This is a genomic window from Mesorhizobium sp. M2A.F.Ca.ET.042.01.1.1 (assembly GCF_003997405.1).
Classification (GTDB): Bacteria; Pseudomonadota; Alphaproteobacteria; order Rhizobiales; family Rhizobiaceae; genus Mesorhizobium.
Genome location: NZ_RZRX01000032.1, coordinates 1 through 20,585, shown reverse-complemented (window position 1 = coordinate 20,585; position 20,585 = coordinate 1). Strand labels below are relative to the sequence as shown.

Below are 20,585 nucleotides of genomic sequence, written 5' to 3'. Positions count from 1 at the left end.
GATGGCCGGTTGAGTGAACCTATCTGCTGCGTTATGTCTCGATAATTGTCGGCTTTTGCATTTGAGTATTGCAAATCATGCAGCAATCCCACGAACCCGCCGCCCTTGCCGAAATGGCCGCCTTCGCGGCCGTCGCCGAGGCGCGCTCCTTCACCCGGGCGGCGGCGACGGTCGGGCGCGACGCGACCATCCTGTCGCGCCGGCTGCAATCGCTGGAAGAGCGGCTGGGGGTGCGGCTGCTCCACCGCACGACGCGCAGCGTGTCGTTGACCGAGGCGGGCGCGGAATTCCTGGTCCGGGTGCGCGCCATCCTGGCTTCTGTCGACGAGGCCGAGGCCGCCGCCTCCGCCCATGCCGGCGGCCGGCCGCGCGGGCTGCTCAGGCTGGCGCTGCCCGGCACGTTCGGGCGTATGTGGATAGCCCCGTTCCTGCCCCAGTTCCTCGCCGAGTTCCCGGATCTGCGCATCGAGGCCGAATTCTCCAACCGCTTCGCCGATCTCGTCGCCGAGAATTTCGACGTCGCCGTGCGGCTGGGCAGCCTCGAGGATTCGCGCCTAGTGGCGCGCAAGGTGGCGACGCGGCGCCGGCTGCTCTGCGCCGCCCCGTCCTACCTCGCCCGAAGGGGCATGCCTCGGACGCCGCAGGCGCTGCTCGAGCATTCCTGCCTCGGCTTCACCGGCTTCCAGACCTTTCCGGTCTGGGAGATGACCGACCGTGAGGGCCGGCGCGCGCGCGTCGAGGTTTCCGGGCCACTGGTCAGCGACGACGCGGAGGTGCTGGTCGAGGCCGCCGTGCAAGGCGTCGGGCTGATGATGAGCACGGACTGGCTGGTCGGACGCGAGATTGCCGACGGCCGGCTGGTGCCGATCCTGGAAGACTGGACGCTGGCCGACGAGGGCGCGGTCTATGTCGTCACGCCCTCAGCCAAGGGCCAGGCCGCCAAGACCCGCGCCTTCGCCGACTGGATCGGCAAGCGATTTTCGCCCGAGCCGCCGTGGCGGCGGTGAGAAGGCAACTTCGAGATGTCGGCGGAAGTCCTGAGCGGGTGATCAAGGCATTCAGGGACTATGAGCGAAATATTTGGCGGCCTGGCGACATGCCGGCTAAACTGCTCACCCGCTCACGCAAGAGGCAAGGCTAATGTCCACGACTGTAAATGTCCGCTACATGGTCAACGACGTCGAAGAGGCCCTCACTTGGTACACGAAGCACCTGGGCTTCACCCAGCTTTCGAACAACGCGCCGGCCTTCGCCGATGTCACGAGGGGAGCGCTTCGGCTGCTCCTCAGCGGTCCGACCAGTTCGGCGGGCAGGCCGATGCCGGATGGCGAGCGGCCTGGCCCAGGCGGCTGGAACCGCATCCACCTGATCGTCGAGGATATCGCGGCGGAGGTTGCCCGGCTGCGGGCGGCGGGCGTCAGCTTCCGCAACGACATCGTCACCGGGCCTGGCGGCTCGCAGATCCTGCTTGTCGATCCTTCCGGCAATCTGGTGGAATTGTTCCAGCCGGCCAAGGCGCGGTGACCGCAAGCCCACGTCGTGGCGGCAAGGGCGTGGGGAACTGTCGATCGTCGGCATCGCGCCAGCGATTGCCATGCGGTGTTCTGTGCCACGGGGGAAGGGTTACGCTGGAGAAGTTAATCTAGCGCGAGCCTATCCTTCGTCATTCTAGGGCGGAGCAAGGAGCGAAGCGACGCGCGCAGACCCTAGAATGACGAAGCGAAAGGGTGAGAGATTGCGCGCTCGCCCGTTCTCGCCAATCCCTGTATGATCCACCGCATCACGAGGGGGAGCGATCATGAAAAGCGGGCTGGCAACACTCATCCTGGCACTGCTCACCGCCCTGCCCGCCCATGCCGCGTCCTGCTCCTGGTCGGCCAGGATGGAAGAGGATGAGGGCGGCAGCGTGATGACGGCTTCGGTCTGCGGCGGATCGAAGGGCGATGCGCATCTGATGCTCGCCTGTTTCGGCAAGCCGGTGCTGAGCTACGATCTCGGCGCCGCGGGCGGACAGCTGGAGCCCGGCATCAGCGGCTCCTTCACCTTCAAGGCCGGCGACAAGAGCCTGACGAAGAAGCTCGAGCTGGAGGCGATGTACAATTACTTCACCGCCGAGCTCTCCGGCCCCGCCGACCCGTTGCTTTCGCTGCTGCGCGGCAAGGGCGAGGTGACGGTCAGCGCCGACAAGTATGGCGCGGCGACGTTTCCGCTGAAAGGCTCAGGTGCTGCGATCGGCAAGGTGCTGGCCGAGTGCGGCAAGGGTTCGGGCGGCGAGGCCGATTGACGCCTGTTCCTAAAGCGCGTCGCGATCTTTCAGATTCGCTCCATGCGCTTTAGGTTTTTGATTTTACGCATGTCTTTATCCCGAAACCGGTTCCCACTTTCGGGAGACATGCTTTAGGCCTTTCCCGCCGCGCTTGGTCACGCCTTGCGTGGAAGCGGGATCGGCTGGAAACCGACGTCCGGCTCGGCCAGCCGCGTGGCGTCGCGCCCGCTTGCCTTTGCGGCGTAGAGCGCCTTGTCCGCCTGGAGAAGCAGGCTCGTCGGATTGTGGCGAGCGGCGGGGCCACTGATGGCGATGCCGACGCTGATGGTGACGATCTTGCGCTCGCTGCGATCATGTTTCAGCGCCCGCTCGCGCACCGCGGCGCGCAAATCGTTGGCCACGCGGATCGCGCCGGCGGCCGAGGCCTCCGACAGGATGACGGCGAACTCCTCGCCGCCATAACGCGCCACGAAATCACCGGCGCGCGTGCGCTGGCGCAGGCAATCGGCAATCTGGCGCAGGCACTCGTCTCCAGCGAGGTGACCGTAACGGTCGTTATAGGCTTTGAAGGAGTCGACATCGATCAAGAGCAGCGCGAATTCCCGGTCGGACTGGCTTGCCTCCGCAACGACGCCGGCCAGCCTCTGATCGAAGGCGCGACGGTTGCCGACGCCAAGCAGCGGATCGGTGTTTGCGAGCTGCGCCAGCTGGTTGCTGAGCGTGGTCAGCTCTCCCTCGGTGCTCTTGATCTCGGTGATGTCGGACACGACCACGAGCGCCAGGCCTGCCTCTGTCGGCCTTGTCCGCAACATCAGCCAGCGGCCGTCGAAAAGCTTGATCTGCTGCTCGCCCGGCGTGCGCAGCGCGCCGACCACATTGTCTATCCACTCCCGCTCATGACCCTTGGGGATGCCCACCTGCTCACCGGTCACCGTCACGGCTTCGAGGATGTCGCGCAGTCTCGTGCCGGGAACGCGCAGGTCGCCGGTGAGCGGGAAGAAGTTCCGGTATTGCTCATTGCAGAAGATCAGCATTCCTTCGGCATCGAACATGGCAAGTCCGTCCGACATTTCCGACAGCGCGTAGGAAAGCTGGTTCTTGGCTTCGAGCAATGCCTGTTCGAGCTGCTTCTGCGCCGTGACGTCGCGCGTGACGCCGACGAGGCCGATGATGTTGCCCTCGACATCGCGCACGGGCGTCTTCGAGGTGGAGAACCAACGGAGATTGCCCTTCGCATTGGGGACCTGCTCCTCGAAATCGGCCATCCCCTCGCCCGTTTCCAGCATTCGCTGCTCCAGCTCAAAGAGGGTCTGGGCGCGCGCAGGGTCCGCTATGTCGAAGTCGGTTTTGCCCGTCATCTGGACCGGATGGTCGTAGCCATGGAAGGCGGCGACGGACTGGTTCACGGCGACGAACTGGCCGCGCGTGTTCTTGACGTAGTAGAAGTCCGGCGCCTGGGCGACCGCGGCGCGCAGCAGATTGCGCTCCTTGGTGACAAGCTGCGTGTGCAGCACGACGAGGCCGGCCACGGCGGTTGCCGCCATATTGAGCGCGATGAGCGGCAGCACGAGGCGCGCGTCGATAACAGGGGCGGCCGTCTGCGGCAGGATCGAAATCGGCACCAGCCCGGACAGGCCTACACAGACCGCAAACACCAGCACTTGCCAGGCGCGCGTCTGGCGGCGCCCGATGCTACGGTTGGCAAGAACGCCGGCGGCGAACGCCACCGCGATGCCGACCAGTCCGGCAGTGAGGCCTTGGCCGCCGATGGCGATGCGGTATCCCAGCGGAAAGGCGGCGGCCACCAATGCGCCGGGCAGGCCGGCGAACAGGCCGGCCGTCGCAACCAGCGATGTCCTGAGATCCAGCAGGACGCCCGGACGAATCTCGACGGTCAACAGCATGGAGGCCAAGGCGCCCCAGCCCATGATGCAGCCGAAGACAAGCAGCCTGAACCTTTGAGAGCGTCCCTCAAGCCAGGGCTGCACGTAGTTCCAGCCGGAAACGAACAGCGCCACCGCAGCGAGATTTGCCGTAAGATGTTGCCACATGGCGCCAAACCCATCTCCGATCGGCCATTAAAAGCACCTGAAAAGTTGTTTCCGGGTTAAAGGCAGCCACCCAAGGTGGGTCCCCGGTTGCGCCCCCTTGGCGAACCTGCCCTTGCCGCACCATATGAACCCCTGCCGGCGTCGATTGTCCTCGCGACAAGCGTGATCGATCCCAGACTTGCCGGCCAGGCGGTCCATCCCGGGCCGCCGACGCTCCTCGCGAGGCCCGTTGCGGCATCGCGTGCCCCGAAAGGCCGCGACAAGGAGCTATTTCGATGAATCCGATCACCCTTTTCCTCACCGCCGTCCTCGCGCTCATCGGCGCCGGTATCGGCGCGCTGGCCGGACCATGGGCGGGGGCGCCGTTCTTCGTTGGCGCGGCCCTGGTCGCAGCCTCGCTGAAGATGGCCAACACCTGGCAGCGTTTCGTGGTCCTGCGCGCCGGCAACCTGTTGGGCGTGCGCGGCCCCGGCCTGTTCATGATCGTTCCGGTCCTCGACAATGTCGTGGCGGTGATCGACCAGCGCATCCAGACCACCGCGTTCAATGCCGAGGAGGCGCTGACCAGGGATACAGTGCCGGTCAATGTCGACGCCGTCATCTTCTGGCATGTGCATGACGCGCGCCAGGCGGCGCTGGAAATCACCAATTACCGCGAGGCGATCGACCGCGTGGCGCAGACCTCGCTGCGCGAGATGATCGGCTCCTCGATGCTGTCCTCGCTGCTCTCCGACCGCAAGGCGGCGGACGAGCATCTGCGCGACGTCATCGGCGCCAAGACGGCGCAATGGGGCATCACGGTGATGTCGGTCGAGATCCGCGACGTCGCGATCCCCGTGGCGCTGCAGGACGCCATGTCGCGCCAGGCGCAGGCCGAGCGCGAGAAGGAAGCGCGCGTCATCCTGGGTTCGGCGGAAGCGGAAGTCGCGGCGAAGTTCGTGGAGGCGGCCACCACCTATGCCGACCATCCGGCCGCACTTCAGCTGCGCGCCATGAACATCATCTACGAGACGACCAAGGAACGCGGGGCCACCATCCTGATCCCGACCGGGCTGGTGGACAGCCTCAACCCGGCGGCGGCGCTGGTTCAGGCCGGCGTGTTGAAAAGCGCGGCATAGGGGGACATGAAAATCCGGTCCGGCTCGCGCGTCATGGCGCATGAGCCGGAACCGGATCCTTTATGAGGGTTGGGGTCTTAGTAGTCGGATCCGCTCTCGACGACGACCGGACGGTGATGGTGCCGATGGCCGATCGAACTCGTGACGACCACGGTGTCGTCGCGGCGGTGATGGCGGTGACGCCAGCCGCGCTCGCCATTGTCATAGAAGGCGATCGTGCCGTGGCGGCGGTGGTGAAGACGGTGGCCCTCGTCGTTGATGACGACCGCCGGGCGGTGGTGATAATAATGCCTGTGATGCGTCCTGATCACGACATCGGCCTCGGCCGCGGAAGCGACGGCGGGCGCGGCGACACAGAGCGCCAGGGCAGCAAGAAGCACTGTTTTCATTGCTCTATTCCTGATTCCTGAATTCATCCCTTCGCCGGATAAACCGCCGCCCGCCGCTTTGGTTCCCGCCCGGGTTGCGTCGCGGCGCGGGGCCGCGCAGGCGGAAAAGCACAGCCGGCGACCAAAGCGCGTCGCGATCTTTCAGATTCGCTCCATGCGCTTTGGGTTTTGATTTTACGCATGTCTTTATCCCGAAACCGGTTCCCACTTTCGGGAGACATGCTTTAGGTCAGCTTTCGCGCCGGCGCCGAAGCGCCATGTAGCGCAGGTAGGTCGTGGCGGCCGCGTCGCAGGCGCGCCGCCCGGGGCCGTTGGCCTCGAGCATCGTTTTGGCCAGCCGCGGCGGCAGGCCGTATTTGGCGGCGAAGAACGCAGGCTCGTAGGGTTGGTCGTCTAAATCATCTGCCGGTCTATCAAGGCTCATGTCTGCTCCCCTATCGGCGACGCGCGAAAAATCGGCGCGCGTGCCAATGCGAGGCCCTGGCTTTGGTTGCGGCGCTCGGTCCTCTTCGCAAGCCCGTCCGACCTCAGTCCGACATCGCTTTGCGACCGTCGCCGGATCGGGGAACGAAAGCCTCCCAGCCTCGTTTGTGGAATTCGCGGCTGGGCGCCCGCCAAGAGGAGCAATGACCATGGACGACGATCGCAACAGTGTTCTGGAGGCGCGCTGGCTTCTGGCGGTGCCGGCATCGGTGCTGCTCACCGTCCTGGTAGCCGGCATGCTGCTCGGATAGGCGGCCGATGAACCGCCTGCTCTTCCGCATCGCCGATTTCCTGTCGCGCCCGCCCGGCTTCTACGCGATGCTTGCCGCCATGGCCGCCTGCACGCTGCTGGTGCCGCTGGGGCTTACAAACGTGGTGACCTATGCCTTGTCGGTGGCGGCCATCATCATCACCGGGGTGGTTCTCATCCAGGGCTACCGGGACACCGCCGCCATCCACGCCAAGCTCGACGAGATCGTCATCGCGCTGAAGCAGACGCGCAACGACGTGGTCGGGCTCGAACATGCCGAGCCGCATGAGATCAAGTCCAAGCTGATGGAACTGGAGATCGAGGCCGGGCGCCTGGCGGCGTCAGAGGCGTTGAACGGCGCGAGAGATGAGGCCGGCGCCGCAGTGGGTGGGGGTTCGTTGGGGTAGCTGAGGCACCGGCCGAAGGCGGAATGGGCACCGCCGCCAGGCAAAGATAGGCCTCTCAGCCGGCGGCGAAATTACGCGATCGCGGAAGCGTCCCGCTAAGCCGTCCCGGCGCAGCGTCGTCACGCCGGCCAATCGGAACAAAATGCCGGGCATCGCCGTTTTTGGGGATGGTCATGTTCGCCCCGCTCGATATGCACGGCGAGAAGCGCGCCGATCTCCACCGGGCCGCAAGGCTATCGATGCTGCATGAGCGCGTGGTGAAGCGCTTCGACAGGGTCGACCATTCAGCCGATGCCGTCGAGACCGCCGCAGCCGCTTTCGTAGAGGCCACCCACGGGCCGACCGTAGGCGCTGCATTATTCAGGTCGGTCAGGGAATTGCAAATGACAGACGGCTGGACACTCGGGCTGTAAGTTCCCGAGGGACCGCATGAAGTGATCAGTGAGGCCGCGCGTGGCGTGCCCTGATCACATCGCGCCTTCTCAACTCAGCATATACCGCCTCGCGGTCCCCACGGTATCGCCCCAGCAATCTCATCGCCTCGTCGCGCGCCACACGCCCGAGTTTCATCATAAAGCGAAGTTCACGCTCAGGAATCAGAGGCTGAGCTTCCTGCCGCCGCCACCATGTTTCATGCATCGTTTCGACCTCCCCGCCACGCCCACTCGACAGTCCGGCGGAAGCGCTGCCCCGCCCTGCCCGTGGAGACGTTATAGACCATCCACGCGTTGGCCTGAGTGAGACTGCGCACACTTCTCAGCTCCGACATTTGCATTTGTTAACGGAGTCTCCCTTTCCTCCCCGCCGGGCATCGCCTCGCGTCCGCATCCTTGTGTCACAGCACCGGCTGGGCTGCGGAGATCAGGCGCTGCGGCGCTCCCTTCGACCGCTGGCAAATGCAATCGCCACCGCGACCACGACCAACCCCGCAGCCACCGCAAAGGTCATCGCCATTCCGTGCGCGACGGCCGCCGGGGCTGCCGCCGCGATATCTCTCGTCCCCACGGCGAAGGCGAACACCGCGCCCATCACCGCCGTGCCGGTGACGAGGCCGAGATTGCGCGAGAGGCTGAGCATGCCAGACACCACGCCGCGCTCGCTTCTGTCGACATCGGCCATGACGGCGGTGTTGTTGGCGGCCTGGAACAGCTGGTAGCCCGGCGTGAGCACGGCGATCGCCGCCGCGTAGCCGGCAACGCCGAAGAGGCCCGGCAGCGCTGTGAGCGCGGCGCAGCCGGCGACCATCAGCGCCAGGCCGGCGACGACCATCGCTGCCGCCCCCAGCCGATCGACGATACGCCCGGCAATGACGCCGCAGACCGCCGAGACCACGGGGCCGATCGACAGCACGGCCCCGGTCGCCGCTTCGCTCAGGCCCAGCGCGCGCGACAGGTAGAACGGGCCGACGACCAGGGTGGCCATCATCACCGTCGAGACCAGCGCGTTCATGGCGAGGCTTGGCGCCAGCACCCTGTCGCGCAGCAGCGCGAGCTTGACCAGGGGCGACGCCACCTTGGCCTCGGCGACGGCGAACAGCGCCGCGCCAGCCACGGCCGCGCCGAGCAGCGCCGCGTTGAGGCCGCCGAAATGGCCGCGCCCGATGGTCATGGCCAGCGCATAGGCGGCAAGCGTGGCGGCGAGCAGCAGCGTGCCCGGCATATCGAAGCGGGCCTTGGCGCCCGCCGCCTGGCGCGGGACGCTCGCCGCTGGAAGGAAGCGCCAGGCGGCGAGCAGCGCGGCGCCGCCCAGCGCGGCATTGACGAGGAAGATCGAGCGCCAGCCGAGGGCGGCGATCAGCACGCCGCCGAGCGAGGGGCCGAGCGCCGTGCCGATCGCCGACATGGTGCCGAGCAGTCCCATGGCGCTGCCGGTGCGTTCCCTCGGCACAGTCTCGCCGACGATGGCTATCGTCAGCGCCATCATCACCGCCGCGCCCAGCCCCTGCACGGCGCGCGCGGCGATCAGCAGCGCCAGCGACGGGGCAAGCGCGGCGACAAATGAGGCGACGCTGAACAGCGCCAGGCCGGCGATCAGCAGCAGCCTGCGGCCGACGAGATCGCCGAGGCGCCCGACGCTGACGATCAGCGCGGTGATGGCGAGCAGATAGGCGAGCACCACCCATTGCACCGCCGGAAACGACGCGGCGAAGACCACGCTCAGCGTCGGCAGCGCGACATTGGCGATGCTGGTGGCGAGCGAGGAGACGAGCATGGCCAGAGACAGGCTGGCCAGCGCGCCCGCCGTCGCACGGCTTACAGGCGCGGCGCGGGTCTCGGCAATATCGGCCATGATGTCTTCTCCGTCGGGTGAATTCGCCGGGAAGATAGGCGTCCAGCCGATATGGCGGAACGCGCAGCATTTGCACTTGATCAGTGCATGAAACGCCATGTCATCGCGCGACAACCATGCTATGGTTGCGCTTATGTCGCGACCCGATCTCAACCTGCTCGTCACGCTGGATGTGCTGCTTGCCGAAGGCAGCGTCGCCAGGGCGGCGCGGCGGCTGAAGCTCAGTCCTTCGGCGATGAGCCGGGCACTGGCGAGGCTGCGCGCGGCGACCGGCGATCCGCTTCTGGTGCGCGCCGGGCGAGGCCTGGTGCCGACGCCGCGCGCAGCGGAGCTCGGCGCGGAGGTCGGCCGGCTGGTGAAGGAGGCGGAAGCGGTGCTGCGGCCCGCCGAGCGGCTCGACCTCGCGCGGCTCAACCGCAGCTTCACGCTGCGCAACAGCGACGGCTTCGTCGAGAATTTCGGCCCCGCGCTGCTGGCCCGCGCGGCTGAGGAAGCGCCGGGCGTGCAATTGCGCTTCGTGCCCAAGCCCGACAAGGACAGTGGCCCGATGCGCGAGGGCGCGGTCGATCTGGAGACCGGTGTGATCGGCACCACGACCGGGCCGGAGGTGCGGTCGCGGGCGCTGTTCCGCGACCGCTTCGTCGGCGTCGCGCGCCCCGGCCATCCTTTGAGCGAAGGCCGCATGACCGCCGCCCGCTTCGCGGCCGGCCGCCACATATTGATCTCGCGGCGCGGGCTCGATCGCGGCCCGGTGGATGACGCGCTGGAGCTCGCCGGGCTGACGCGGACGATCGCGACCGTCGTCGGCGGCTTCGCCGAGGCGCTGGCGCTGGCGCGCGGCTCGGACCTCATCGCCACGGTGCCGGAGCGCTATACGGGCACGCTGCGCGAGGGCCTGTTCACCTTCACGCTGCCGGTCAAGCTCGTCCCGCTGACGATCTCGCTGTTGTGGCATCCGAGGCTCGATGCCGACCCGGCGCATCGCTGGCTGCGGGGGCTGGTGAAGGATGTGTGCGGCGGGGCGCGTAATCCCGGCCCTGAGAGGGATTGACGCGGCGAGGTACCAACCATCGCCGCGGGGACACTTCTTTAACGTTAGCCTTTACTAACGTATACTGCGCACAAGAAAAACCGTGCCGTTCATGGAACCCGTGGCATGGTCAGCGCGTTGCCGGGCGCTTTTGAAACAGCCGGAGGCTCGCTTGGGCGAATTCAGGAAGTTCGCGTGCCCCCGGTGCCTGGGCGCCGGCAAGGTATTCGAGTGTGAAAAACAGGTGGTGTCGAAAGGTTCATGCTGTCCCTCGGGCACGTTGCGCGACAATTGCCCCGGACAACGGGTTTCCTGCCGGGCCTGCAACGGAACCGGCCTGCGCGGCTACGGCGCACCTCCTCTTTGGCAGGACTGAGCGGCGAGAGGTGCATCAAGGCCGGTGCGGCTCAGGTCCGCGACCTTCGAATTCAAAGCAATTGGGCAGAGCCGATTCCTGGAACTGCTTTAGGCGCTGGCGCCGCCCATCAGCGCGGCGACCAGGGTCGCCAGGAAGACAAGCAGCCCCAATGCGACCCGGTCCAGCCACCCGCGCCGTCTGGCAAGGATCTCGAACAACCGATTGGCCATCGCAACTTCCCCCTTTGCCGGCATTGTATCACGTCTTTCATGAGCAGATCATGAAACGGCTCACACGCGCGCCAAAAAGCGCTTTCAAGAGGAGAACCCCTCGCCGCCGGGCGCCGATCTTGCACCGCCGAAATGCCCCCAAAAAAAGTCAGGGTCGAAGGGACAGTCGGTCTGGCGAAAAATCAGCTTATTCAAGCGGATACGCATATATGTGCGGCGCGGTATGCTGGATATCGGAAATGCCTGGAATTCCGCCATTTCATGGCTTTTCGCCGTGGCCCCAGCATTGGTGCCAAGCGTGCTTCGGGCGCGAAAAGGCGGCTAGAAAGGCGCTTCTGGAGCCCTCGCCGGCGGCGTTGACAGGGCACCGCGCCAATGGCACTTCGCAAGCACTGGTCACGCCATGACCGTTGCTGTTGGGGACGGACGGGGTTTCAGCAGCTTGGCGGCGGCGCCGGACGGGCGGGCACCTGCGCAGTGTACCGCCCGCTCCTGGCCGGTCCAGGCTTCCAGTTCTGCCGCTGCTTGCAACGCAACCGATCGCGCTTGCGCGCCGGGAATGACACAGGACAATTAGCCGGCATGCCGCAGCCAATGGCGGTCGAACACGTCGAGGATGGCGCGGAACTCGGACGGCGGGATCTGGTTGACGCCGCCATCGCCATCGGCGCTGAGGAATTGGCCGAGCTGGCGGTCGACCGCTTCCGGGTGCTCCATGACGATGCCGAGGCTTGCCAGGTCGGCGGCGATCGAGATGCCGGGCGGCAGGGGGCCCCATTGTTCGGCGGCGGGAGCATCGCGCAGGCGCACCAACAGGATCCTGGTGAGCGAGGGCTGCGCTTCCGGGGCGAAGATGGCGGTGCCGACCATATAGCCGCCGAGCACGCTCACCGGCTGCGTATGCGGGAACAGGCAAAGGAAGGACTGCGCCTCGCCGCCCACCTCCTTCAGATGCAGATAGAGGCTGCGCTTTGTCGGCGTGACCGGCCCGGAGAACTGCAACTGCCCGGTCGGCGATGTCTCGCGATATATGGCGTTGAAGGCATGCGCACCGGGCCCCGCCTCGATCGCCAGGCGGCCCCTGATGAGCTGGCCGCGATAATAGGGCGACCAGGCGCTAGTGTACCAGGCATAGGTCCCGGCGAGCGCTAGTCCGATGCCTCTGTCGTCATGCCCGGGCGAGGCAGCGGACTGCGCGTGGGCGCGGCGTTCGAGCTCCGCCACGCCGATGCCGTGGCGGGCCGCGATGGCGGCCGCGAAGCTCGGCAGATCGCTCTCGGCGATCCAGGCGCCGGGCTGCTCGAGGCGCAGCACTTTCGCCCAATCGTCGTAGACGCTTTGCTCGCGCGGCTGAGCCCGGCCCTGCAGCCATTTGTCGGCGCGGCCGAGATCGAATGCCGTTTTGGCGTTGACGCCCCGGAACGCTGCCGCGAGATCCTTGCGGGTGACGGTGCCGAGCACGGCCGATGTCAGCCGCAGCTTCTGCGCGATATGCTGTGCCATCGAACCGCCCCCTCGGACCCCATGCCCTTCCGAGAATCATGCCTGGCCGCGGCCGCCCCCGGGCACGGCGTCGACTCGTGAGGATACGCATGGTCGCGACGCTGCGCGCCGGACTTTCGTCCTGCGCCCGACGTCCGGTGCTCTGACCTTCCACAGGCCGATGCCACGGAAATTCCGCAGAATTCCACGCCCTTCCACATGGCCGCCCTTTGCCCCCGGGCAGCTGGCGCTAAGCTCGCATCGGGCAAGGGGCAGACCGTCATGAAAAACGCGCTGAATGCGGGCTTGAGCACGTCATCCCCTTCCTTTGCAGAACTGTGACACGCTCGATTTCGAGCGACGGCGAATCCCGGCTCAAAAGCCGGCGACGAGCAAACCGTGTTGCCACCTCATCCGGGAGGAATGTTCAGATGACCTCGACCACTTCTTCGACACTCACCTTCATCTTGTTTGTTTCGGGATGCATAGCGCTGGCGCTGCTGTTCATCAACGCGCCGCAGGGGGAATTCCAGTCGAAATACGTCAAGGCAACGCCCGCTACGCAAGGAGCGTCGCCCACCCGCATCGACATCGACAACGACGCGCATGCGATACGCTTCTATGTCGACGGCAAGCAGGTCGCGCTGCTCGACGCATCTGGCTTCAAGCCATGAGGAGGCCGCAGAGCCAGGAAAGGAAACCTGCCATGAAGATCGTCCTATCCGCGCTGACGGCGCTTCTCCTTTCGGTCGTGCTGACGCAAGGCGCCGGGGCCAAGACGAAAATCCCGGTGACCGAAGACAAGGCCGCCACGACTGGCATGCATCGGCCGCCGCTCGATCGGACGGCAACCGGCGGTATCGTGCCTTTGGCGGGCCAGACGCCGAAGACCGGGGATCCGGGCCAGGCCTATCCGCAGCCGCTGGACCTGCATTTCTAGCGGCAATTGCGGGAAGCGCACCCGACGGTTCCGGTCCCGCAACCGCGCAAGACTGATGGCCGTCAGCCCTCCGGGATCGGCGAGAAAAAGAAGTGGGCGAACGACCCAGGCGACAGCCCACCCGGCCAGCCTGAGGGCTGGGGGCTCGGCGCCGTCGGCAAGGCGGCGCCTGCCCCCCGCGCGGGCCGCGCCATGCGGTCCGCGCGGGCCAAGCGCGCGGCTTGACCAGGCCATGGCCGGCGCGATAGGCGGGCGCAGGCCATCCAACCGATGAAAGACCCGCCATGACCGACCTTATTGTGAAAGACAGCAACGGCACGCCGCTGAAGGATGGCGACTCCGTGACGCTGATCAAGGACCTCAAGGTCAAGGGCACGTCCGAGACGATCAAGCGCGGTACGCTGGTGAAGAACATCCGCCTCAACGGCAATCCCGGCGAGATCGAATGCAACACCAAGCAGGTCAAGGGCCTGGTGCTGAGGACGGAGTTCCTGAAGAAGGCGTGATTGCGGGATCCCATCTCCCCTTATGTTGCACTGCGTTAGATTTGTTGCATTGCGATATCGACGCATAGGGCCGAGGCTTTGCCTCAGGCGGGATACGAACGAGCATTCACGAGGTTCGTATTCGTGTCAGCATCCGCGCAGGATTTCCGACCCGATATAGAAGGGTTGCGGGCGGTGGCCGTGGCGGGCGTCGTGGCCTGCCATTTCGGCCTGGCGGCCCTGCCGGGCGGCTTTGCCGGGGTCGTCTTCGTCATCTCGGGCTTGGTCTCCTTCATCCTCTGCGCCTGGCTGACGAGCGTTTCGCAGCCCTGGGCCTTCTACTTCTCGCCGCTGCGCGCATGGGAATTTGCCGCCGGCGGCCTCGCATCGATGGCGGCGGCGCGGCTTTTGCAGGAGCGTCCGCTGCTGGGGCGGGCGTTGAGCCTGGCCGGCCTGGCGATGATCGGGGCCGCTTATCCCGCCTTCAGCGAGGACGCTCCCTTCCCCGGCTTTCTGGCGCTTCTGCCTGTCGCCGGCACGGTCCTTCTGCTCAAGGCGGGAGCGGCCGGCGCCAGGGACGGCTATTCACCCGATTGCGGGCGGAATTGGGTGAATGCCGCCCTGGCGCTGCCGCCCTTGCAGTGGATTGGCAGGCTCTCCTATTCGATCCATCTGTGGCATTGGCCGCTCATCGTCTATGCCGGCATGCTGGCGCCGGAGCTGACGCCCATCGAGCGGCTCTATTGCCTCGCGCTGACGCTGGCGCTGCCCGCCCTCACCTACCGCCTCATCGCGAACCCGATCCGTCGCAACGGCTGGCTGATGGCCAATGCGGCGCGGGCGCCGGTGCCGGCCCTCCTCCTGACCGGCACCGGCGTCGCAGCCGCCCATGGCTCGCCTTCCGCGACCAGCACCATATGGCCACGCCCTTCGAGGAATCGCTTTAGCCGGAGGTGGAGAAAAGGGTGATTTCGAAGGTGGGAAGGTAGGGCGGAGCGAAGAAGCGTATCTAAGCTGGGTTCCTCCCCCCGCCAAAGGCGGGGGAGAGGTGGCCGCGAAGCGGACGGAGAGGGGCCTTCGTAGGGCGCTCCCCTCTCCGTCTCGGCTTCGCCGAGCCACCTCTCCCCACTGCGTGGGGCGAGGAACCCTTATCCTGAGGCGCGGCGATCCTTAGCGCCCCCCTCTGGCCTGCCGGCCATCTCCCCCGCAAGGGGGGGAGATCAGCAGTTCCGGCGCCGCGCCCCCTACCCCACCACAACCACAAAATGCTTGGTCACCGGCTCGAGGATTTTCCAGGTGCCCTTGAAATCCGCCTCGACGACGAAGGCGTCGCCGGGGCCGACCTCGACCGGCTCGCCGCCGTCGGGTGTGATGATGATGCGGCCGGCGATCATGTGGACGAATTCATAGTCGGTGTAGGTGGCATGATAGGTGCCGGGCGAGGCGCGCCAGGTGCCGGACAGCACCTTGCCGTCCTCGGTGGTGTGCTGCACGGCGGTCTGCATCGTGGGGGAACCCTCGACGGCGATCCAGCCCGGCAGATCGCCGCCATCGGCATGCTCGACGGCGCCGAATTTGAGAATGGTGGATCTGGTCATCGGATGCTCCTGGTTTCGCCGGAATTGGCTGGCGACGGCATAGCCGATGACGGCATGCGTTGCACGCGGCGATACGACAGCGAGGGGCGATGCGGCGACGGATGCCTAAAGGTTCGCGGCTGAGGATCAGCGGGTTCAGCTCGGCCGCGTTGCATCCAGAATCAAAAGCCCGCCGGATGGCGGGCTTTTCAGTGTCCGGTCAGATCAGGTCGGAGTGGAAGATGGTGTTGCGACGATGCCGCTCAGCTTTTCGCGCCTGACCAAAACAGGCTTCTCATAGGTCTTCTTCATGGTACCCCCTTTCAAGGCTTTCAGGTCCGCATGTGGAACCTTAAAGCTGGCGCGGCCCATAAGCTGTAGCACATTAGCAACACTTAACAGACGTTCGGCAGGGATTACGGCGTTAAGCATCACTGTCCCGTTTCGGGACTGGCACTCGTCTTGCTATGAAGAGATTGCCGGTGTCCTCCCGCCGGTCCTGATCGGGGATCAGGTTTAAATCTCGCCGGGCCTGTGGGCTTTGGGCATTAGGGTAGGTCCGGCGAGTTTTTCTTTTCCCCCACCGTTTTGCCGCACCGTTACGCCACCGGCGGGCGCTCCGCCTTCACTCCGCGGCCTGCAACTGTTTCCTGCGCGCCGGCTGCCTGCGCCGGTGGCCGGCCTTGAGCGTGACGGCCGCCTTTCTGGAAAGCGCTCCGGTGACCGCGTCGATCATACCGAAGGCCACGAAGTCGGCGTTGAGAGTGGCAGCCAGTTCTGCCGCGGCCTCGACATCGCCATTGCCGACTTCCGACCAGAAAACGATGCCGACCCGAAGCTTCGCCTTGTTGCGCTTCAGCCGACGAACCATGAAGCGCGCGTGCCGGGTGGATTGGCGGTTGAGGAAGCCGATCACGACCGCATCGATGGCTTCGAGGTCGAGACGGCGGATCGCCAGTGGCTCGAGCTCGGTAAAGCTCGCCTTCGACACCGAAGCGCCCTGCACTTCCAGCACCTGCGCCAGCATCGCGGCGGCGGCGTCGTCGAGCTCGCCGCGCCCGCCGGCGCAGAGCACTGCGATGCCCGAGCCGTCGGGCAGATCGACCTCCTCTTCCTCCACCTCGGCAGGCTTGGCTTCGGCAGGGTTTTTCTCGCTAGCCTTGTTTTTCTCGCCAGCCTCGCTGTCGGCTGCTTTCTCATCGGCAGCGGCCGCCTGCTCGCTCTCTTCCTCCTCGGCCTCCTGCTGGGCGCTGTCGTCGAGATTGGCGACCAGCGTCATGGCGCTGTCGGCGAGCTGCCGGCGCTGCGCGTCATCCATGACGCCGCGCTCCCGGTCCTGCTCGCCGAGCAGCAGCGCGGGAATCGCCACCTGGCCGTAGAATTCGAACAGATACTTGTCCTCCAGCATCTCCTCGGCATGGTCGGTCGCCTCGTCCGGGTCGCCGGCCAGGAGCCGCTGGTAGAGCCTGGCATGCGGCTCCAGCACCGGCTCGTTGCCGAACAGGACGTCGAGGAACTCGAACTGCGGCACGTGCCGGCCAAGCACCACCAGGCAGACGGTGAGCGGCGTCGACAGCACCAGGCCGATCGGCCCCCACAGCCAGGTCCAGAAGATCGCCGCCACGATGATGGCCAGGGGCGACAAGCCGGTATGCGAGCCATAGAGCCAGGGCTCGATGACATTGCCGGTGACGAGCTCCACGACGACGAACAGCGCGGCGGTCCACAACAGCAGCGACCAGCCGGGCGCCACGGCCAAGGCGAGGAACAGCGGCAGCAGCGCGCCGATGATCGGGCCGATATAGGGCACGAAGCGCAGCGCCAGCGCCAGCAGGCCCCAAAGCAGCGCGTTGGGGATGCCGAGCACCCAGAGCCCTATCGTGATGGGCACGGCGTAGATGATGTTGACCACCAGCTGCATCAGCAGATACTGGCCGACGCGCTTGCCGGCATCCTGCAGCGCCTGCGTGGTGCGGTGGAGGTCGCCATAGCCGACCAGCCGGATGAAGCGGTCGCGCAGGTCCTCGCGCTCCATCAGCATGAAGATGACGACGATGACGACGAGGCCGGCGGAGCCGAGCGGGCTGATCAGCGGCCCGATCAGGTTCTGCAGCACCTCGAGCGGCTTTTCATGCGAGACGACCTCGACCGGGATCGGCTCGCGCTTCGGCGCCTGGGCGGCCGAGGGCAGCTGCGGCTCCTGGCGGTCGATCTCCTGGCCGACGCGCTCGATGACGCCGCCGAGGCGCGAGATGATGCCGCCGCCGAGGCCGTTTTCCTTCAGCGCGCGGACCTTGGTCAGGATGTTGATCTGGTAGAGGGGGATGTTCTGCGCGAGATCGCTGACCTGGGTGGCGACCACGAAGGAGAACAGCGAAAGCGCCGCGAAGGCGCCGGCGACGCTGGCGATGACCGCCGCGATGCGCGGAACCCCCGCGCGCTTCAGTGAGGACACGACGGGCGCTATCGCGAAGGTCAAAAGTAGCGCGACGGCGATCGGCAGGAACACCTCGCGCCCGAAATAGAGCGCGGCCACCGTGACGACCACGCTGGCCACAGTCGGCAGCGCCGTGCGCGGATGGCCCCTGGACGCGGCGAGCAGGCCTTCCAGCCTCGGCTCCGACGCCCCGTTCCCGCGATTGGCCGCCACCATCGAGCCTCCATGCCGTCCGTCCGGCAATGATCCCAGATACTTCGCCGGCGTGCAACGCGCCGAAGCCCGGTCGGTTGCAATTGCTCTAATAAATATCCGGGCTCATGCGGTTGCGGGGACGAAGCGATGTGTCGGATCCGGCGCCTTGCGTCCTGCCCCTGCCCAGTCCGCGGGTGGCAACCGGTCAGGGAACATGGACCGCCGGAAATCGTTGTCTTGCCGAAGGGGCCTCGAAACTCAAGGAGGCAGCGATGAAAAAGCTTCTGCTTGCTTCGATGATCGCCATCGCCTCGGCGTTCGCGATCGCGCCGGCCAGCGCCGGCGGCGTGCAGCTCGGTATCGGCATCGGTCCGGGCTATGACGATGGCTATTACAACGACTATGGCGGCTATTACCCGCACCGCTACTACCGCCATGTCTACAATGACGACTATTACGACAATGGCGGCTATGTGGTGCGCTATCACAACCGCTATCACCGCCATCATTGCCGCACCGAGCTGATAACCCACTGGCGCCATCACCACCGCGTGACGGAAGAAGTGCGCGTGTGCGGTAACGGCTACTACAACAACTATTAGCAGTAAGCCTTAATGATCGCGCGAGGCGGCTCTGCCGCCCGCGCGACCTCGCGTCCGGCGCCACAGGCGCTTGGGACAGGACGCTTCGGTTGGCGGCCCAGGCTTCCCGGCACTTTCCGATCTTGCTGAGGCTGCAGACCCGTCGCGAGCGAATATTAGCAGTTGCGGGAACACCGGCCGCCTCAGGCGCGTTTATAGGGTGATCGACCTTCAGGAGGAGGTTGCCCCATGAAAAAGCTCCTATTTGCTTCGGTTATCGCAGTCGCCTCGGCGGCGGCCACGGTAGCGCCGGCGGACGCGCACGGCTTCTTCGGTCTCGGTTTCGGGCCGTTTGGCGGCTATCCGTTCTACGGCGGTCCGATGTATGGCGGCCCGTTCTACGATTATGGCGGCCGCTACTACGGCCCGCGCTACTATGACGACTATTATCCCGGCTACGTGGTCCGCTATCCGCACCGGTACTATTACAGGCACTACTACGTCTATCATCACCGGCACCACCATAGGCACCACTACTGGCACCACAGGCATCACCACCGGTACTATTACAGGTACTAGGCGGGGCACTTTGCACGCTCGACGTTGCGTTGCCGCGGCGTACGGAAACGGCACTGACGAGACGCAAGCGCAGGCCATACTTCGCGGTCGTCATCCTAGGGCGGAGCAAGGAGCGAAGCGACGCGCGCAGACCCTAGGATCCATGCCGTGAGATACGAGTGCTACCACGGCGTAGAATTCTGATCCGTGGCATTCCTCGGCCCACGTCACGGCATGGATCCTTGGGTCAAGCCCAAGGATGACGAAGAGGGTTTGGGCCTCTTTCGCCAGCTTCGCGCAGCGCCTTGCAAATCCTTCCCGACATGCCATCTAAATCACCGGCATCCAGGAGAATCACGTGACGCAGCGAAGCGGCAGCGCCGACCTGCCGCTGCATGGCGGGCGGGTCCCGAAATGGCTGGGCGAGCGCATGACCAGGCTCGGCGCGGTGCTGTGCGAGGCGATCATTCACCATTACGGCCGCGACGAGCTCTTGCGGCGGCTGGCGCATCCCTTCTGGTTCCAGTCCTTCGGCGCCGTGATGGGCATGGACTGGCATTCCTCCGGCATCACCACTTCCGTCATCGGCGCGCTGAAGCGCGGGCTGAACCCGCTCAGCAACGAGCTCGGCATCCATGTCTGCGGCGGGCGCGGCGCGCATTCGCGCAAGACGCCGGGCGAATTGCTGGCCATCGGCGACCGCGTCGGCCTGGACGGCGATGCTCTCGCCACCGCCAGCCGGCTGGTGGCCAAGGTGGACAGCGCCGCAGTGCAGGACGGCTACGATCTCTATCTGCACGGCTTCATCGTCGCCGATGACGGGCGCTGGGTGGTGGTGCAGCAAGGCATGAACGGCGACGCCCGCCAGGCGCGCCGCTATCACTGGCTGTCGGAAGGCTTGACCAGCTTCGTCGACCAGCCGCATGCCGCGATAGAGGGCGAGCGCCAGGGCGAGATCATCAACCTCACCGACCACCGCGCCGAAAAAGCGCGCGGCGGCCAGGTCGAGCTGCTCAAGACGATGAGCCCGGAAAAGATCCTGACCGAGCTTGCCGTGCTGGAGCCGCGGCCCGAGCCCGAACCCGCCGCCCAGCCGCTGCTGCCCAACCTCGTCATGCCGGCGCATCACGACGTGCGCGAAAGCGACATCGTCATGCGCCGCCTGCACGGCAACATCGCCTCGGCCATCGAAAGCGGCCCCAAGGATTTCCCCGAGCTGCTGCTGGTCCCCGGCGTCGGCCCGCGCACGGTGCGCGCGCTCGCCATGGTCTCCGAAGTCGTGCACGGCGCACCCTACCGCTTCTCCGACCCGGCCCGCTTCTCGCTCGCCCACGGCGGCAAGGACCGCCACCCCTTCCCCGTGCCGCTGAAAGTCTATGACGAGACGATTTCCGTGCTGAAATCGGCGGTGGGCAAGGCAAAGCTCGGGCGGAGCGAGGAGCTGGAGGCGCTGCGAAGG

Annotated in this window: 23 protein-coding genes; 14 read left to right on the top strand and 9 right to left on the bottom strand. The window is 66.1% G+C overall.

What is annotated here, in order from left to right; all coding sequences use genetic code 11:
* Positions 1-77: 77 nt before the first annotated feature.
* The 3 genes from EOA23_RS07460 to EOA23_RS07450 all read left to right on the top strand — a co-directional run bounded on the left by EOA23_RS07460 (position 78) and on the right by EOA23_RS07450 (position 2,284).
* Entirely contained in the window at positions 78-1,007 is a 930-nt protein-coding gene (locus EOA23_RS07460; protein WP_127303433.1) for a LysR family transcriptional regulator, read from the top strand.
* Positions 1,008-1,140: 133 nt separating this feature from the next.
* Positions 1,141-1,524 carry a VOC family protein gene (locus tag EOA23_RS07455; protein ID WP_127303432.1) on the top strand — a complete coding sequence of 128 codons (384 nt, stop codon included), beginning with the start codon at positions 1,141-1,143 and terminating at the stop codon, positions 1,522-1,524.
* A 274-nt stretch (positions 1,525-1,798) separates the two neighbouring features.
* A complete protein-coding gene (locus tag EOA23_RS07450) occupies positions 1,799-2,284 on the top strand; it encodes a hypothetical protein (RefSeq protein ID WP_245474057.1) in 486 nt (161 codons plus the stop codon).
* A gap of 137 nt (positions 2,285-2,421) precedes the next feature.
* Here the strand turns inward: EOA23_RS07450 and EOA23_RS07445 are convergent, their stop codons facing one another.
* A complete protein-coding gene (locus EOA23_RS07445; protein ID WP_127303431.1) occupies positions 2,422-4,317 on the bottom strand; it encodes a diguanylate cyclase in 1,896 nt (631 codons plus the stop codon).
* 275 nt (positions 4,318-4,592) lie between these two features.
* On the opposite strand from EOA23_RS07445, the gene EOA23_RS07440 reads away from it, so the two are divergent.
* A complete protein-coding gene (locus tag EOA23_RS07440; protein ID WP_126061509.1) occupies positions 4,593-5,435 on the top strand; it encodes a slipin family protein in 843 nt (280 codons plus the stop codon).
* Positions 5,436-5,512: 77 nt separating this feature from the next.
* On the opposite strand, the gene EOA23_RS07435 is transcribed toward EOA23_RS07440, so the two are convergent.
* The gene (locus tag EOA23_RS07435; protein WP_127303430.1) at positions 5,513-5,824 is read right to left on the bottom strand and encodes a hypothetical protein; all 312 of its coding nucleotides are present in this window, start codon (positions 5,822-5,824) and stop codon (positions 5,513-5,515) included.
* 229 nt (positions 5,825-6,053) lie between these two features.
* Entirely contained in the window at positions 6,054-6,248 is a 195-nt protein-coding gene (locus EOA23_RS07430; RefSeq protein ID WP_127303429.1) for a hypothetical protein, read from the bottom strand.
* Between the two features lie 317 nt (positions 6,249-6,565).
* Between EOA23_RS07430 and EOA23_RS07425 the strand changes: the two genes are divergently transcribed.
* Together EOA23_RS07425 and EOA23_RS07420 are read left to right on the top strand one after the other, a co-directional pair.
* Positions 6,566-6,964, top strand: coding sequence for a low affinity iron permease family protein (locus EOA23_RS07425; protein WP_127303428.1), 399 nt, complete (start codon positions 6,566-6,568; stop codon positions 6,962-6,964).
* Positions 6,965-7,137: 173 nt separating this feature from the next.
* Positions 7,138-7,377 carry a hypothetical protein gene (locus EOA23_RS07420; RefSeq protein ID WP_245456523.1) on the top strand — a complete coding sequence of 80 codons (240 nt, stop codon included), beginning with the start codon at positions 7,138-7,140 and terminating at the stop codon, positions 7,375-7,377.
* A 448-nt stretch (positions 7,378-7,825) separates the two neighbouring features.
* Here the strand turns inward: EOA23_RS07420 and EOA23_RS07415 are convergent, their stop codons facing one another.
* On the bottom strand, positions 7,826-9,253 hold the full coding sequence (locus EOA23_RS07415; RefSeq protein ID WP_245474056.1) for an MFS transporter: 1,428 nt from the start codon (positions 9,251-9,253) through the stop codon (positions 7,826-7,828).
* A gap of 133 nt (positions 9,254-9,386) precedes the next feature.
* Here EOA23_RS07415 and EOA23_RS07410 point away from each other — a divergent pair, with 133 nt between their 5' ends.
* Positions 9,387-10,304, top strand: a complete 918-nt coding sequence (locus EOA23_RS07410) for a LysR family transcriptional regulator (protein ID WP_127303426.1) — start codon at positions 9,387-9,389, stop codon at positions 10,302-10,304.
* Between the two features lie 444 nt (positions 10,305-10,748).
* On the opposite strand, the gene EOA23_RS36890 is transcribed toward EOA23_RS07410, so the two are convergent.
* Positions 10,749-10,871, bottom strand: a complete 123-nt coding sequence (locus EOA23_RS36890) for a hypothetical protein (RefSeq protein ID WP_281058744.1) — start codon at positions 10,869-10,871, stop codon at positions 10,749-10,751.
* Between the two features lie 573 nt (positions 10,872-11,444).
* Entirely contained in the window at positions 11,445-12,374 is a 930-nt protein-coding gene (locus EOA23_RS07405; protein ID WP_127303425.1) for a hypothetical protein, read from the bottom strand.
* A gap of 410 nt (positions 12,375-12,784) precedes the next feature.
* On the opposite strand from EOA23_RS07405, the gene EOA23_RS07400 reads away from it, so the two are divergent.
* From EOA23_RS07400 to EOA23_RS07385, 4 genes are all read left to right on the top strand, one after another.
* Complete coding sequence (locus tag EOA23_RS07400) at positions 12,785-13,027, top strand: hypothetical protein (RefSeq protein WP_108702863.1); 243 nt, start codon at positions 12,785-12,787, stop codon at positions 13,025-13,027.
* A gap of 32 nt (positions 13,028-13,059) precedes the next feature.
* Complete coding sequence (locus tag EOA23_RS07395; RefSeq protein WP_127303424.1) at positions 13,060-13,293, top strand: hypothetical protein; 234 nt, start codon at positions 13,060-13,062, stop codon at positions 13,291-13,293.
* 284 nt (positions 13,294-13,577) lie between these two features.
* Complete coding sequence (locus EOA23_RS07390; protein WP_126061517.1) at positions 13,578-13,799, top strand: alkylphosphonate utilization protein; 222 nt, start codon at positions 13,578-13,580, stop codon at positions 13,797-13,799.
* A 123-nt stretch (positions 13,800-13,922) separates the two neighbouring features.
* Complete coding sequence (locus EOA23_RS07385) at positions 13,923-14,747, top strand: acyltransferase (RefSeq protein WP_127303423.1); 825 nt, start codon at positions 13,923-13,925, stop codon at positions 14,745-14,747.
* Between the two features lie 275 nt (positions 14,748-15,022).
* On the opposite strand, the gene EOA23_RS07380 is transcribed toward EOA23_RS07385, so the two are convergent.
* The 3 genes from EOA23_RS07380 to EOA23_RS07370 all read right to left on the bottom strand — a co-directional run bounded on the left by EOA23_RS07380 (position 15,023) and on the right by EOA23_RS07370 (position 18,005).
* Complete coding sequence (locus tag EOA23_RS07380; RefSeq protein ID WP_127303422.1) at positions 15,023-15,376, bottom strand: cupin domain-containing protein; 354 nt, start codon at positions 15,374-15,376, stop codon at positions 15,023-15,025.
* A gap of 204 nt (positions 15,377-15,580) precedes the next feature.
* On the bottom strand, positions 15,581-15,787 hold the full coding sequence (locus tag EOA23_RS07375) for a hypothetical protein (RefSeq protein WP_127303421.1): 207 nt from the start codon (positions 15,785-15,787) through the stop codon (positions 15,581-15,583).
* A gap of 193 nt (positions 15,788-15,980) precedes the next feature.
* Complete coding sequence (locus EOA23_RS07370) at positions 15,981-18,005, bottom strand: AI-2E family transporter (protein ID WP_245474059.1); 2,025 nt, start codon at positions 18,003-18,005, stop codon at positions 15,981-15,983.
* 254 nt (positions 18,006-18,259) lie between these two features.
* Between EOA23_RS07370 and EOA23_RS07365 the strand changes: the two genes are divergently transcribed.
* From EOA23_RS07365 to EOA23_RS07355, 3 genes are all read left to right on the top strand, one after another.
* Positions 18,260-18,589 (top strand): hypothetical protein, encoded by a 330-nt coding sequence (locus EOA23_RS07365; protein WP_127303419.1) that lies wholly within the window; start codon positions 18,260-18,262, stop codon positions 18,587-18,589.
* A gap of 228 nt (positions 18,590-18,817) precedes the next feature.
* On the top strand, positions 18,818-19,147 hold the full coding sequence (locus EOA23_RS07360; protein WP_127303418.1) for a hypothetical protein: 330 nt from the start codon (positions 18,818-18,820) through the stop codon (positions 19,145-19,147).
* Positions 19,148-19,484: 337 nt separating this feature from the next.
* On the top strand, positions 19,485-20,585 hold a 1,101-nt coding region (locus EOA23_RS07355; protein ID WP_127303417.1), incomplete at its 3' end, for a DUF763 domain-containing protein.